We start from the raw sequence: 13,899 nt of genomic DNA, 5'->3' as shown, positions 1-13,899 counted from the left end.
GTCAACGCGATTTGCCATGCAAAGACAATGGGATGCGGCGTGTATTTTTGATTTACCTCCCGTATTTCGCGATTTATCCGATTTATGGTTGCGTTTACCTAATTTTTGGTTGTATATGATCTTGTTTTGTTCTCATTCGGGAGCCTGTCATGATGACGAATGCTGCCTTGCCGTTCAAAGCCGCCTTCTGCTTTCTTATGCTATGTCTTGCCTATCTTGGTCTCTCGCCACCCGCTGTCGCGCAGTCCGCGCCGACAAAGGTCATGGCGCGGGAAGTCCTTTCCGTCAGCTGGCAGCCCGGCTATTGCGCGGCGCGGCCCAAAAGCCGTGGCTGCGCCGATTTCGCGATGACGTCGCCGGCGGCAAAGCAGTTTTCGCTGCTGAGCCGCTTCCAGGCGCGAAAGAGCTATTGCGGTATCGATGCCGCGCTCCAGCAGAAGGCGCGTAAGGGCAAATGGACGGACCTGCCGGAGATCGTGCTGGCATCCGCCACGAAGGACCGCCTGCTCGTTGCCATGCCCGCCGCAAAGCTCGGCCTCGACCGCCAGCAATGGCTGCGAAGCGGCAGCTGCGTCGCGGCATCAGCGGAGGTCTACTACAGCCGCTCGCTGGACCTGCTCGACCAGCTGAATGCCTCTCCGGTGCGCACGCTTTTCACCGAAAGGGCCGGGGCGACAATCACGCTTGCGGAGGTTCGCGCCGCCTTCGACAAGGCTTTCGGCCCTGACAGCGGCGAGCGCGTGCGTCTCAGTTGCCGCAAGGGTGCCGATGGCAAGCCCATCGTCATCGGCCTGACCATTGGCCTTGCGGCAGGCGAAGGCGCGCTGGAGATGCTGATCGATGGGGCGTCACCGACCAAGTCGCGCTGCACCGAGGGCACGACGGGTGTGGCGCAGGCGGGCTAGGGCCAATCGACATTCAGCCGCTGTCGGCTTAGAAATGCGCTCTCTCGTGCTTGCGGTGCGCACGCCCATTCTGCATGGGCGTCCGGGGTGCGAAAACCATCTCTCCAGCGAAGGCCGAACGGAATGCCGCTTGGTTCTGATCAATGAAATCTGAAGCCCTGTCCGACGGAGACGTCTTCCTCCTGGCAGGCCGCATATCAGGGGCGTTCCATGGCTTTCGTCGTTCGTACCGTGTTGCTCATGTTTGCCTTCGCTGCCCCCATCGGAGGCTTTGCGCAGGGTATCCAGACCTTTCGGGCTGCCGATGGGGCATACAGTTTCCAGTATCCGGGTGGCTTTGCACTCAGTCATATGTTTGCTGACGGCACCGGTGATGTCACCGGTGTCACGGCGTCCAGCATGGACAATGGTGATGTGCTCATCACCTTCCTTGGGCCGCGTGATCCCGGTGATTACGTCGGTGTCAGCGAGAGCAACCGCCAGGCCATCGTCGACGAATTCACGAAGGTCATTGCCGTGCTGCCGTCCATCAGGCTCAGATCTTCGGCCATGACCACCATGCTCGGCCAGCCCGCCGTAGACATGGTGTTCACCAACAAACGCTTCAAAAACGTCGCGATCAACCGCTATGTTTTCACTGTGCGTGACGGCAAGGCTTACAATTTCGAATGCATTTATCGGGACGACAAGGCGGAGCAGTTCGCACCCGCCTGCGATCTCGCCGTTTCGACGGTGAGCCTGTCTGCGGCGAACGCTGGTTCAAATGGCAGCGAATGACACGGCTGTTGTCGTCGCGTGGTCTCTTGCGGTTCGCGCCCGGGTCGCCGGCTGGACGATTTGATTGCCATTCGCCTGTGCGCCGCGGCTATCGCTGATTGCCGCGGGCGGAGAATTACCCTACATAGCGGGCAAATTCGTCCGATCCGGAGCACGTTCGCATGGCACGCCAGTTCATCTATCATATGTCGGGGCTCAACAAGGCCTACGGCGCCAAGAAAATCCTCGAGAACGTCAACCTGTCGTTCTATCCCGATGCCAAGATCGGTATCCTCGGCCCGAACGGTGCGGGTAAGTCGACGGTGCTGCGCATCATCGCCGGTCAGGACAAGGAATATACCGGTGAGGCCTGGCTCGCCGAAGGCGCGACCGTCGGCTATCTGGAGCAGGAGCCGAAGCTCGATCCGGCCAAGACTGCCTTCGAGAACGTCATGGAAGGTGTGGCCGACAAGCAGGCCGTGCTCGACCGCTACAACGAACTGATGATGAACTATTCCGACGAGACGGCGGACGAAGGCGCCAAGCTCCAGGACATCATCGACAGCCAGAACCTCTGGGATCTGGAGCAGCAGGTCGAGATGGCGATGGAAGCCCTTCGCTGCCCGCCGAAGGACGCCGACGTCACGCTGCTCTCGGGTGGTGAGCGCCGCCGTATCGCGCTCTGCCGCCTGCTGCTTTCGCAACCGGATCTGCTGCTGCTCGACGAACCGACCAACCACCTCGACGCGGAGACCATCGCCTGGCTGGAAAAGCACCTGCGCGACTATCCGGGCGCCGTGATGATGATCACCCACGACCGCTACTTCCTCGACAACGTGACGGGCTGGATTCTCGAGCTCGACCGTGGCCGCGGCATTCCCTACGAAGGCAACTACTCCGCCTATCTGCGGGCCAAGGCCAAGCGCATGCAGCAGGAAAGCCGCGAGGAAGCCGGCCGCCAGAAGGCGCTGTCGCGTGAACAGGAATGGATCGCCTCCAGCCCGAAGGCTCGCCAGGCCAAGTCCAAAGCCCGTATCAAGGCCTATGAGCAGCTGGTCGATGCAGCCGAGAACATCCGGCCCGGCGATGCGCAGATCATCATTCCGGTATCCGAGCGTCTCGGCAATGTGGTCATCGAGCTGGAAGGCATCAAGAAGGGCTTTGAGGGTCGCACGCTGATCAACGACCTGTCGATCAAGCTGCCGCCGGGCGGCATCGTCGGCATCATCGGCCCGAATGGTGCGGGCAAGTCGACGCTGTTCAAGATGATCACCGGCCAGGAAAAGCCGGACGCGGGTTCGATCCGCATCGGCGACACCGTGCATCTCGGTTATGTCGACCAGAGCCGCGATGCGCTCGATGGCAACAAGACCGTATGGGAGGAAATCTCCGGTGGGGCGGAAGTCGTCAAGCTCGGCAAGTTCGAAATGAACTCGCGCGCCTATTGCGGCGCCTTCAACTTCAAGGGCGGCGACCAGCAGCAGAAGGTCGGCAATCTCTCGGGCGGCCAGCGCAACCGCGTGCACCTCGCCAAGATGCTGAAGGCCGGCGGCAACGTTCTGCTGCTCGACGAACCGACCAACGACCTCGACACGGAAACGCTGGGTGCACTCGAAAGCGCGCTGGAAAACTTCGCCGGCTGCGCGATCATCATCAGCCACGATCGCATGTTCCTCGACCGTCTGGCGACGCATATCCTGGCCTTCGAAGGCGACGGCCATGTCGAATGGTTCGAAGGCAACTTCGAAGACTATGAAGAGGACAAGGTCCGCCGTCTCGGTCCCGATGCCCTCAACCCCGGCAGCCAGGCCTACAAGCGCCTGACGCGCTGATCGTTTGAGGCCGCAGGCATGCGGCCATAGGCAAATCGGGCCGATCATTCGGCTTTTCTGAAAAACCCCGGCTTGCCGGGGTTTTTCTTTGGGCCTGTTGATGGAAAGATCGGCGACACGGATTTTGCCTTGCGCGACGCGGCTTAATCACATAAACATATCTTTATGTCTTGATTGGAAAAATCATGCGCGACAAACTCGGACTGGATGACATCGTGGAGATCCTGAAGGCGGCGGGCGAACCGACGCGCCTTCGCCTGCTTGCGCTTCTGTCGCATGGCGACCTGACGGTGACGGACCTCACGGACATTCTCGGGCAGTCCCAGCCGCGCATCTCGCGGCATCTGAAGCTGCTTGCCGAAGCGGCTCTCGTTGATCGTTATCAGGAGGGCGCCTGGGCCTTCTTCCGCCTGAGCCAGGGCGGCCCGGCCGTCGCGCTGGTGCGCCAGCTGCTGGACGCGTCCGAACCGGCCGACGCGGTTTTCGCCCGCGACGACGAGCGGTTGCGCGCCCTGAAAAAAATCCGCTCCGACAAGGCACAGGCCTATTTCAGCCGCAACGCGGCCGAGTGGGATGCCGTGCGCCGCCTGCATGTCAGCGAGGCCGAGGTAGAGGCGAAGCTCGCCGCGATGATCGGCACTGAGCCGGTCGATGGTTTCCTCGATCTCGGCACCGGTACGGGGCGCATTCTGCAGCTTTTCGAAGGCCTCTACCGCCGCGGCGTTGGCGTCGATGCCAGCCGCGACATGCTGGCCGTCGCCCGCGCCAATCTCGACCGCGCCGGCATCACCAAGGCGTCCATCCGCCATGGCGACATCTTCAACCTGCCGCTGGAGCGTGACGAGTTTGACGTCGTGACGATCCATCAGGTGCTGCACTTTCTTGATGAGCCGGAAGCGGCGGTCGGCGAGGCGGCGCGCATGTTGGCGCCCGGCGGCCGCCTTGCCATCATCGATCTTGCCCCGCACGCGCTGGAGCATCTGCGCGACGAGCATGCCCATATCCGCCTCGGCTTCTCGCACCAGACGATGTCCGAATGGCTGGAGAAGGCTGGTCTTGCCGTGGAGGAGGTCGTCGATCTCCAGCCGACGCATGCGGCCGCAGACGCGCTCACCGTGACCATCTGGCTTGCCCGCGACACCCGCGAACGGGCGGACGACCCCATTGCCATACGCAGGAGGAGTTGACATGACCCAGGCGACCGCCATCCCAGCCCGCAAGGACATTCGCCTGTCGTTCGAGTTCTTCCCGCCGAAATCCGCGGAAGCCGAGGAACAGCTGTGGGAGACGGCCGCCGCCCTTTCGGCCTATGATCCGGGTTTCATGTCGGTCACCTATGGCGCCGGCGGTTCCACCAAGGTGCCGACGCTGGCAACCGTCCGCCAACTCATCAAGATGGGCCTGCCGGCCGCCTCGCACCTCACCTGCGTCGGTGCGACGAAGGAAGAGGTGAATGCGGTCGTGGCCGATTTCCAGGCCGTCGGCGTCAAGCATTTCGTAGCGTTGCGTGGCGACCCGCCGGGTGGCGTCGGCACGCCCTACCAGCCGCATCCCGGCGGTTATGCCAACGCGGCCGAGCTGACGGCAGGCCTGCGCGGCCTTGCCGATTTCGAGATATCCGTCTCGGCCTATCCGGAAAGGCACCCGCAGAGCCCTGACGTCGCCGCCGATGTCGATATGCTGAAGCGCAAGGTGGATGCGGGCGCAACGCGCGCGCTGACCCAGTTCTTCTTCGAGAACGACGATTTCGAGCGGTATCTGGAACGTGTCCGCAAGGCCGGCATCACCATTCCCGTCGTACCGGGCATCCTGCCGGTGCACAATCTCGGCCAGGTCCAGAAGTTTGCCGGGCTCTGTGGCGCAAGCGTGCCGACGTGGCTCGCCGATCGCCTTGGCCCCTATGACGACCGGCCGCAGGAGCGCGCCGCGGTCGCCGTCGAGCTTGCGATCCGCCAAGTGCAGGACCTCATCGCCCGTGGTATCTCGGAATTTCATTTCTACACGATGAACCGCGCCGCCATGGTCTCGGCCGTCTGCGATGGTGTCGGCTTCGCCCGCAACGACCAGCAGCCGGTAACGGGCGCCGCCGCCTGAGCCTTATCGAGGCTGAAAATGAAAATGCATGGCGCCGTCTCCGGGGCCATGCATTTTTTTGATAGGTTCGGCAGGGTTTGTTGCTTTTGTCCCTGACCTCTCTGACTGCGCTTTGGTCGCCTTAGATAAAAATCATCGTGGCGACGAAGAGGAACGCTGCACTGATCATCAGAACATTCAAGGAATGTGTGAGTCCCATGGCTGACCTCCTTGCGTTGACGGTTCGATATTACGACCGAAAAAAGCGTGTTGGAAAGGCGTTTTGTTGCTGCGTTGCAACATCCGGGCTTCGCCGGCGGTTTATTCACAGAGCTAACCCGCTGAATTTTCTCCTCTATTGTGTGCGCCACAAAAAATTCACAATCCTTACCGGATGACGAATGTCGACAGAGTTCATTTACCATAATGGTGCAGGCCGACGTCGGGATCCGGGCAGTTTAACCAAACTGTCGGGATGATCGTTTGTTCCCGCAGCGGGTGAGGAGTGAGTCGCTAGCGCCCGCGCAGGCGCGCGATGGCGCGGCCGTCCAGCACCACCAGGCCGAAGAGAACCAGTGCCATGCCGAGAAGGCCGAGCGGCGTCAGCGTTTCGCCGAGGAAGAGCATGCCAGCGATGATGGCACTCGGCGGCACGAGAAGCGTGACGAGCGAGGTATTGGTGGCGCCCGCGGCCGCCATGATGCGGAAGAACAGGATGTAGCCGTAGGCTGTGGAGACGAGCGCCAGGGCAAGCACCGCCAGGATTGCCGAGAGCGGCGGCAGGGGAAGTTGCCAGGGCGCATCGAGCGCGAAGGAGATGGGCAGCATGAGCAGCGTGGATGCCGTCAGCTGGCCGGCGGCGATGATTGGCGGGGCGGTGCCTCGGAAGCGTTTGCCATAGGTCGCGGCGAAGCCGTACGAGACGGCGGCGAGCACGGGCAGCAGAACTGCCCAGAGCGGCGGACCACTGTCTCCGGTGAAGGGGGCGAGCGCGCGCGGACCGATCAGCACGGCGGTGCCGACCAGGCCGATCAGGCAGCCGGCGATCTTTTCCGAGGAGAGCTTTTCATCCGCCGTGAACCGATTGGCGATGAGCACGGTGAAGATCGGCGTCGTCGCGTTGAGGATCGAAGCGAGGCCGGCGCCGATCTGCGTCTGGCCAAGGAAGATCAGCATATGCGGCACGGCATTGTTGATGAGGCCGAGCAGCAGGAATTCGCGCCAGCGGTCCCGCAGCGTTTCATAAATGCCGAAACGGCCGGCCACGTAAATGTGAAGGGCGAGAGCCGCGATGCCGACGCGCAACAGCACGAGCGTCGCCGGCGGGATATGGCCGACGGCGACGCGGGCGAAGAAGAAGGAACCGCCCCAGATCATGCCGAGCAGCGCCAGCAGACCCCAGGTCTGCGCATTCATGCGGGCCGGTGCCGTTACCGTCTTATCCATCATTCCCCTCCAAGGCATGCGCCAACGAAAAGAGCGGCCGGTTGGACCGTGCCGCCGCTCTCAGCTTGTGCTTTCATAGCGCCGGGGCGGAGAACCGCCACCCGATTTCCGTCAGAGGGCCGACAGCAGCGCCTGGGTCGCCCAGCCGTCGGCGGGAAGGCCGAGCTTCTGCTGTTCCTTCTGGATGGCCGTGCGCGTGCCAGAGCCGAGAATGCCGTCGATCTTGCCGACATCGTGGCCTAGCGCGTTCAGCTTGGTCTGAAGCTGTTTCATGGCCTCTTCCGACAGACCTTCCTCCGGGTTGCCGCGCTCATAGGGCGGGGCGCCGGCAAGGCGGGTCGCGAAATAGGCGGCCGAAGTCGTGTAGATGAACGACTGGTTCCACTCGAGATAGATGTTGAAGTTCGGATAGGTCATGAAGGCCGGGCCTTTTCGGCCCTGTGGCAGTACCACCGAGGCTTCGAGATTGCCGAAGGATGTGTCACCATCGCGCGGCTTGACGCCGAGCGCAAACCAATCAGCCGCCTTCATGCCCGGCTGAAGGCCGGTTTTTTCAAAGGGCAGGTTGTCGGGGATGGAGATTTCCTGGATCCAAGGCTGGCCCTTGGTGAAACCGAGGCTTTGGATGAACTTGGCCGCCGTCAGGATGGCATCCGGCGAACTCTGCTTGACATTGACATGGCCGTCGCCGTCGCCATCCACGCCATAGGCGATAATGTCGCGCGGCAGCATCTGCACCTGGCCGATTTCGCCCGCCCAGGCGCCCGTCGTGCCGTTCGGGTCGAGGTCGCCATGGCCGACCATCTCGATGGCGGCCAGCAGTTGCGGGCGGAAGATTTCAGGGCGACGGCAGTCATGGGCGAGCGTCACCAGCGCGTTGCGGGTGATGAAATCACCCTGCACGGCACCGAAATCGGTTTCCATGGCCCAGAAGGCGGCGATGACGGGGCCGGGCACACCGAATTCCTGCTCGGCGCGGTCGAAGACATCCGAGAGGTCCTTAAGTTTCTTGCGGCCGATATCGAGGCGGGCCTGGCTGACCGTGCGCTTGGAGAATTCAAGGAAGGTCTGGCGGAAAACGCCCTGAGCGCGGTCGCGCGACAGCACCTTCTGGTCGATAGCGGCACCGGCCAGCGCACGGTCGGCCACCTCAGCGGAAACGCCGAGCGTCTGCGCCTCGGCCTTCACGCCCTGAAGAAATGCATTGAGATCGCCGCCACAGGCCGGTGCCGTCGCGCCTGCCGTCTGGGCATGTGCTGTGCCGGCGAAAAGAAGGGCCGTGAGGCCAGCCGTAAGTGTCGTCTTGAGGTTCAGCCGCATCTCGATGCTCCCTAGGGTCCGTCGCCCTGCTGTCTTGGATCCTGCCCGCATCCCGCGAAGCTGCGGAGGTGACGGGCTCTGATGTTCGGCTGTCTCAAATGAATGTGACGGAAGCAAGAAGAAAAAGGCAACCGCAGCGCGCAGTTACCTATTTCACGGCATTATGCCCCGCCCGGTGCCCCGGCTCAGCGGGAGACCGAGGCTACCCACTTGTTCCAGTTCTTCGCCGAGCCGGCAAAGACGTTGATGTCGGTGTTCGTCGTCACGCCCGGCACGACGCCGGTCGAAGTATATTGCCAGAAGGCCCATTTGCGCGCGGCGTAGATGTTCTCCGGGTGGTTCGCCACCGAGCGCAGCCAGAAATGATAGCCTTCGAAATGGCCGACGAGGTTGTCGCGGTGGAAGTCGACCGTCGTGTAGATGATCGGCCGCTTGCCATAGTGCTTTTCGAGGCGGTCAATGAAGCGCTGCAGCGCGGTGCGCACCTCGTCCGCCGGCGGGCGGGTCTTGCAGGTCGGAGAGGCCGGGTTCCATTCCGCATCCAGCACGGGGGGAAGCTGCACAGCCTCCTTCGGCACATTGGCGATGAACCAGTCGGCCTGGGCATCCGCCGTCGAGCAGAAATAATAGAAGTGATAAGGCGCATGCGCCACGCCGGCGGCATGCGCGCCGCGCCAGTATTCGCCGAAGCGGTCGTCCAGCCGGTCCGTGCCCTCGGTCGCCTTCAGGAAGGCGAAGGAGACGCCGCCCTTCTTCACGGTCGGCCAGTCGATATCGCCGTTCCATTTGGAAACGTCGATGCCGTGCACCTGATGGCGATAGGGCGTGCGGGCGCCGAAATCCTGCGGGTCCTTGTCCTCGAAACGGGGCGCGACCGAGGCCGTCGATGCGAAATCGTAATCGGTGGTGGAACAGGACGTGGCGAGGAGGGCGAGGGGCAGCAAAGCCAGAATGTGCCGACGCATGGAGGTCCCGTTGTTCGCGCGATTGCCAATCCTGCCTCGAACGAAGCGGGCCGTAAAGAGGAGCGCGCGAGACAGGTCCTCGACCTATCGCGGATTTCCGTAAAATTATGGTTAGCGGGCGGTTAAGCCACGCGACGCGATGATGCGCGGAGCCCGAAACGGGCGGCATGAACGCCGCCCGTGGTCTGGCGCATCAGAACTTCATGCTGACGCCGAGCATGATGGAGTGCGAATCGAGGTCGCCGTCACGGCCGGCAGCCTGGAAGATGTCCGAGCTGCGATAGTCCGTGTAGCGATATTCGAGACGGCCCGCCACGTTGTCCGTAAAGGCCTGCTCGACACCGGCGCCGACGGTCCAGCCGTGCGACGTGTCTTTTTCCTTCACGCCCGTCGTGACGTTTTCAAGCGCCGCGTTGGTAAAGGCCCAGCCGCCGGTGCCGTAGATCAGGGTGCGGTCGAAGGCATAGCCAAGACGCGCGCGCACCGAACCGCCCCAGTTCGTTTCCGCCTCATAGGTCGTGCCGCCCGAGGAGAAGCGATCGTTGTTGAAGTCGTGTTTCACGTCGGCTTCGATGCCGTAGACCCAGCCGTCGTTGAAGAAGTTGTACCCGGCGAAGGCGCCGAGTGCGAAACCGCCGATGCGCTGGTCGATGGCCGGCGCGGGGCCGTCGGAATTGACGCCGGTCCAGGCATAGCCGGTGTTCACACCGACATAGAAGCCGCCCCAGTCATAAACGCCGGGCACCGTCTCGACGATGGGCGTCTCAACGGGTGGCTCGGCGACCGTCATGTCGGCCGCCAATGCCGGCACGGTACCGGCAAGGATGAGGATGCCGGCGGTACCTGAAATGATCGATTTCATGTGATGGTCCTTTTCACTCGATACCCGCGCAAAGCCCCGCACGCGAGTGACAACAGGTCTCAAACGCAAAAAGGCGCCGCGTGTTCCATAGAAAAAGCACCCGTGGAATCTGGCCGGCGGATGCAACTTTCGTTTAACACTCTGTCATTCTTTGTCGGCTAGAAACATCGCGGGGCCGATAACGGCTTCGACGCACCCTGTTGTCATGATAACAACGGTTTAGGGTTACATGATGTTGAGAACCTTGTTGCCGAGGATCGAGCAGCGCTATGCGCTTGTTGGGTCTGTCTTCGGAGCTTTCCTGCCAACCCTCTGCTTCGCCGCCGACCAGCTTTTGCGTGACGATACGCAGGCGAGCCTCTTCGGTTTTTCCGCTCCCACCGCGACGGCGTTGGCCCTCATGCCGGTCTTCTTCGGCGTCGGCTTCTATCAGATCGGCCGCTCCAAGGCGCAGCTCATCGATGAACTTGCCCAGCGGCGCCAGACGGAGGAAAGGCTGTCGCACGATGCCTATCACGACCGGCTGACGGGGCTCGCCAACCGATTCTGCCTGGAGCGGGACATCCAGGCGGCGGTGGAGGACGGGGACGAGGATACACGGCCAGCGCTGTTGCTCATCGATCTCGACCGGTTCAAATTCGTCAATGACAGCCTGGGTCACGACGCCGGCGATGCCTTGCTGGCGGCGATCGCCGTGCGGTTGCGGCGGGCGCTGGCCAATACGGCGCATGTCTATCGCCTCGGCGGCGACGAATTCGTGGTGACGATTGCCGGCAATCCCTCCGAGGGCAAGATTGAAAATGTCTGTCGCACGATCTGCGCGCTCTTCGAGGAGCCGTTCGATCTGAAGCGCAACCGTGTCGCCAGCGGTTGCAGCATCGGGGTGACCTTCATGGAGGCTGACGACACCTCCATGTCCGAACTCCTGAAGCGTGCGGATGTCGCGCTCTACGAGGCCAAGGAGGCCCACGGTAGCGGCTTCCGTTTCTTCGATGCCGATCTGGCTGCTGGTGTGCTTGCGCGAGCGGAAATCGAATACGACCTCGCCAAGGCGCTCGAGGCGCAGGAGTTTTTCCTTGAATACCAGCCTATCGTCGGCGTCGAGAGCCGTGCCGTGCGCTCTTTCGAGGCCTTGCTGCGATGGCGTCATCCCGAAAAGGGATTGCTCATGCCATCTGTCTTCATTCCCGTCGCCGAAAAGACCGGGCTTATCCTTCCAATCGGAAACTGGGTGGTTCGGGAGGCTTGTCGTGAGGCGGCGAACTGGCCGGCACCCGCGGGCGTTGCCGTCAATGTCGTTGGCGATCAGTTCAAGGATCGCGCCTTTGTCGACACTGTGAAGCAGTGCCTCGCCGAAAGTGGTCTGGCTCCGGGGCGCCTGACGATCGAGGTGACCGAGTCGGTGTTTTCCGTCGATGAGACCGTCATCCGGGAAAGCCTGTGCGAATTGCGCGACCATGGTGTGCGTGTCGCGCTCGACGATTTCGGCGTCGGCTTCTCCTCGATCAACAATCTCCGGGCTTTTCCCATCGACCAACTAAAGATCGACCGTTCCTTTGCGCAGGCGATGATGGAGAGCAAGCGCGACGCGGAGCTTGTCGACATCATCTTGAAGCTCGGCCAGACCTTTCAGGTGGCGACGACGGTGGAGGGGATCGAGTCGGAGGGCCAGCTCGATTTCATTCGCCAGCGCGGCGCGTCCGAGGCCCAGGGTTTTCTGATTTCTGCGCCTGTCGGGGCCGGGGATGTTCGGCGTCTTCTGCAAAAAACGGAGAGCCGACTTTCCGCCTGAGGTGCAAAAAGCCTTTTCATGACAGCCAAATCCTGATTGTCTCAGGGTTCGACGGAGGGGCCTCGATGAGACGATTCTACAGGCTGGCCGCCTGGATGCTTTCGCTTCTGGCGCTTGCCATCGTGGTGGCGGCGAGTTGGCTTATCGTATCGCCGCCCGCGCTGCTCAGCGTGGGCTCCGGCTATGCCGCCAAGATCGTCTGCTCCAGCGTCTTCATTTCCGGCCGCGACCCGGACAGGGTGCTTGCCGAGGATGTGCAGTCGCCTGGTCATCCGCTGCTGAAGCTGATGCGGCAGGATGTCGATTTTACCGAAAAGACTGTGTCGACCCACATCCTGGGGATTTTTGCGCCCGGTTATGCCGCCTGGCATGAGGGCTTCGGCTGCTCCAGCGTGCCGGACGGCGACTTCCGGGCCGCGCAGCAGGCGGTTTCCGACATCCGTCTGCCGCCGATCCCGGCGGGGGATCCCGCGACCGCCTGGCCGGACGGCGAGGGCGTGACAACGGATGCGACGATCGCCGCCTTGCTGGCGGATGCCACCTTGACCGGCTCCGGCATGCGCGCGACCGTTGTCGTGCATGATGGCCGCATCGTCGCGGAAGCTTATGGCGATGGGTTCAATGCCGCCACACCGCTGCTCGGCTGGTCGATGACAAAGTCGGTCAATGCCGCGCTGATGGGCCGGCTGATGCTGGCCGGAGCGCTGTCGCCGCAACTCAACAACCTCTTCCCGGAATGGCGAGGCGACGCGCGTGCCACCATTACGCTCGGCCAACTGCTCGCCATGGAAAGCGGACTTGCCTTCAACGAGAACTACGGCGATGTCGCCGATGTCACGCGCATGCTCTATCTCGAGCCCGACATGACACGCTTCGTATTGTCGCTGCCGCTGGAGGCCAATCCGGGCGAACGGTTCAACTATTCGAGCGGCACGGCGCTCCTGTTGTCACGTCTCTGGATGGCTACCCTTCCGGGGCGCAGCCAAGCGCTGTCCTTCCCCTCGAAGGCCCTGTTCGGTCCGCTCGGCATGGCGAGTGCCGTGCTGGAGCCGGATGAAACCGGCATTTTCGTCGGCTCGTCCTACATGTATGCGACAGCGCGCGACTGGGCGCGGTTTTCGCTGCTGCTGCTGAACGACGGCGTATGGAAGGGCAGTCGCATGCTGCCGGAAGGGTTCGTTGCGGCCATGGGCACGCCGAACAAGACGTCTGGCGGCACCTACAGCCAGATGCAGACTTGGCTCAGGGGGCCGGGCGCCAAGAGCGATGCCGAGCAGGGTCTGCCGGCCGATACGTTCTGGCTGCGAGGGCATGACGGCCAGTCTGTCACCATCATTCCCTCCCGGAAGCTCGCGGTTATCAGGCTGGGGCTGACGCCCTCGAAGCTCGGTTACGAGCCCCAGCCCCTGATCAAGCGCATCCTCGATATCGTGGATGCGAAGGCCGGAACGGCTCAGGCGCCGACCTGAGCGATCCAGTCGTTGAGATTGTAGGTGTTCGAGATGCGGGCGACCTTGCCGTCGCGGATTTCGAAGAAAGCGCCGGCCGGCAGCACATAGGTCTGGCCGTTGGCTTCCGGCAGGCCCTCGTCGGTGGCGAGATACTGGCCGTTGACGACGAACTCGGCCGCACCGCGCTGGCCGTCATCGCTCGACATGATGACGATATCGGTCAGCGTTTCGCGATAGCTGCGGTTCATGTGCGCCATGAAGGTACGGAAGGCATCCTTGCCCACCTGGCGACCACCCTGGTTGATGTCGTGAATGACATCGTCATGCAAGAGATCGAAGAAGGCCTCCATATCCTGCCTGTTGAAAGCATCGTAGTAGGCGCGGATCGTCTCTTTTGCTGGCATATCATCCCTCATATCGTTGTCACCGGGGTAAACCCCGGTGCTTATAACCATGTGCCTTATAACATTGTTCAAACCGTTGGGAACGTTCACGGA

Annotated in this window: 12 protein-coding genes; 7 read left to right on the top strand and 5 right to left on the bottom strand. The window is 62.3% G+C overall.

Annotation, left to right across the window (positions count from 1 at the left end; translation table 11 throughout):
* Positions 1 to 149 precede the first annotated feature (149 nt).
* From D0Y60_RS02610 to metF, 5 genes are all read left to right on the top strand, one after another.
* The gene (locus D0Y60_RS02610; protein WP_117366569.1) at positions 150 to 905 is read left to right on the top strand and encodes a ribonuclease; all 756 of its coding nucleotides are present in this window, start codon (positions 150 to 152) and stop codon (positions 903 to 905) included.
* Between the two features lie 210 nt (positions 906 to 1,115).
* A complete protein-coding gene (locus D0Y60_RS02605; RefSeq protein WP_117366568.1) occupies positions 1,116 to 1,682 on the top strand; it encodes a hypothetical protein in 567 nt (188 codons plus the stop codon).
* Between the two features lie 161 nt (positions 1,683 to 1,843).
* Positions 1,844 to 3,493 carry an energy-dependent translational throttle protein EttA gene (gene ettA, locus D0Y60_RS02600; RefSeq protein WP_117366567.1) on the top strand — a complete coding sequence of 550 codons (1,650 nt, stop codon included), beginning with the start codon at positions 1,844 to 1,846 and terminating at the stop codon, positions 3,491 to 3,493.
* Positions 3,494 to 3,678: 185 nt separating this feature from the next.
* Positions 3,679 to 4,680, top strand: a complete 1,002-nt coding sequence (locus D0Y60_RS02595) for a metalloregulator ArsR/SmtB family transcription factor (protein WP_117366566.1) — start codon at positions 3,679 to 3,681, stop codon at positions 4,678 to 4,680.
* 1 nt (position 4,681) lies between these two features.
* Positions 4,682 to 5,587 (top strand): methylenetetrahydrofolate reductase [NAD(P)H], encoded by a 906-nt coding sequence (metF, locus tag D0Y60_RS02590; RefSeq protein WP_117366565.1) that lies wholly within the window; start codon positions 4,682 to 4,684, stop codon positions 5,585 to 5,587.
* Between the two features lie 492 nt (positions 5,588 to 6,079).
* On the opposite strand, the gene D0Y60_RS02585 is transcribed toward metF, so the two are convergent.
* The 4 genes from D0Y60_RS02585 to D0Y60_RS02570 form a co-directional block, all read right to left on the bottom strand.
* The gene (locus tag D0Y60_RS02585) at positions 6,080 to 7,012 is read right to left on the bottom strand and encodes a DMT family transporter (RefSeq protein ID WP_245409068.1); all 933 of its coding nucleotides are present in this window, start codon (positions 7,010 to 7,012) and stop codon (positions 6,080 to 6,082) included.
* Positions 7,013 to 7,123: 111 nt separating this feature from the next.
* The gene (locus D0Y60_RS02580; protein WP_117366564.1) at positions 7,124 to 8,332 is read right to left on the bottom strand and encodes a lytic murein transglycosylase; all 1,209 of its coding nucleotides are present in this window, start codon (positions 8,330 to 8,332) and stop codon (positions 7,124 to 7,126) included.
* 185 nt (positions 8,333 to 8,517) lie between these two features.
* Entirely contained in the window at positions 8,518 to 9,297 is a 780-nt protein-coding gene (locus D0Y60_RS02575) for a GH25 family lysozyme (protein WP_117366563.1), read from the bottom strand.
* 193 nt (positions 9,298 to 9,490) lie between these two features.
* Positions 9,491 to 10,159, bottom strand: a complete 669-nt coding sequence (locus tag D0Y60_RS02570) for an outer membrane protein (protein ID WP_117366562.1) — start codon at positions 10,157 to 10,159, stop codon at positions 9,491 to 9,493.
* A gap of 229 nt (positions 10,160 to 10,388) precedes the next feature.
* Here D0Y60_RS02570 and D0Y60_RS02565 point away from each other — a divergent pair, with 229 nt between their 5' ends.
* Positions 10,389 to 11,951 carry an EAL domain-containing protein gene (locus tag D0Y60_RS02565; protein WP_117366561.1) on the top strand — a complete coding sequence of 521 codons (1,563 nt, stop codon included), beginning with the start codon at positions 10,389 to 10,391 and terminating at the stop codon, positions 11,949 to 11,951.
* Between the two features lie 65 nt (positions 11,952 to 12,016).
* Entirely contained in the window at positions 12,017 to 13,420 is a 1,404-nt protein-coding gene (locus tag D0Y60_RS02560; RefSeq protein ID WP_117366560.1) for a serine hydrolase, read from the top strand.
* On the opposite strand, the gene D0Y60_RS02555 is transcribed toward D0Y60_RS02560, so the two are convergent.
* Positions 13,405 to 13,806 (bottom strand): ketosteroid isomerase-related protein, encoded by a 402-nt coding sequence (locus D0Y60_RS02555; RefSeq protein ID WP_117366559.1) that lies wholly within the window; start codon positions 13,804 to 13,806, stop codon positions 13,405 to 13,407. The genes D0Y60_RS02560 and D0Y60_RS02555 overlap by 16 nt on opposite strands.
* Positions 13,807 to 13,899 lie beyond the last annotated feature (93 nt).

It is taken from the genome of Shinella sp. WSJ-2 (assembly GCF_003432075.1).
Classification (GTDB): Bacteria; Pseudomonadota; Alphaproteobacteria; order Rhizobiales; family Rhizobiaceae; genus Shinella.
The sequence above is the reverse complement of the archived record's forward strand: the minus strand, read 5'-3'. Positions and strand labels throughout refer to the sequence as shown.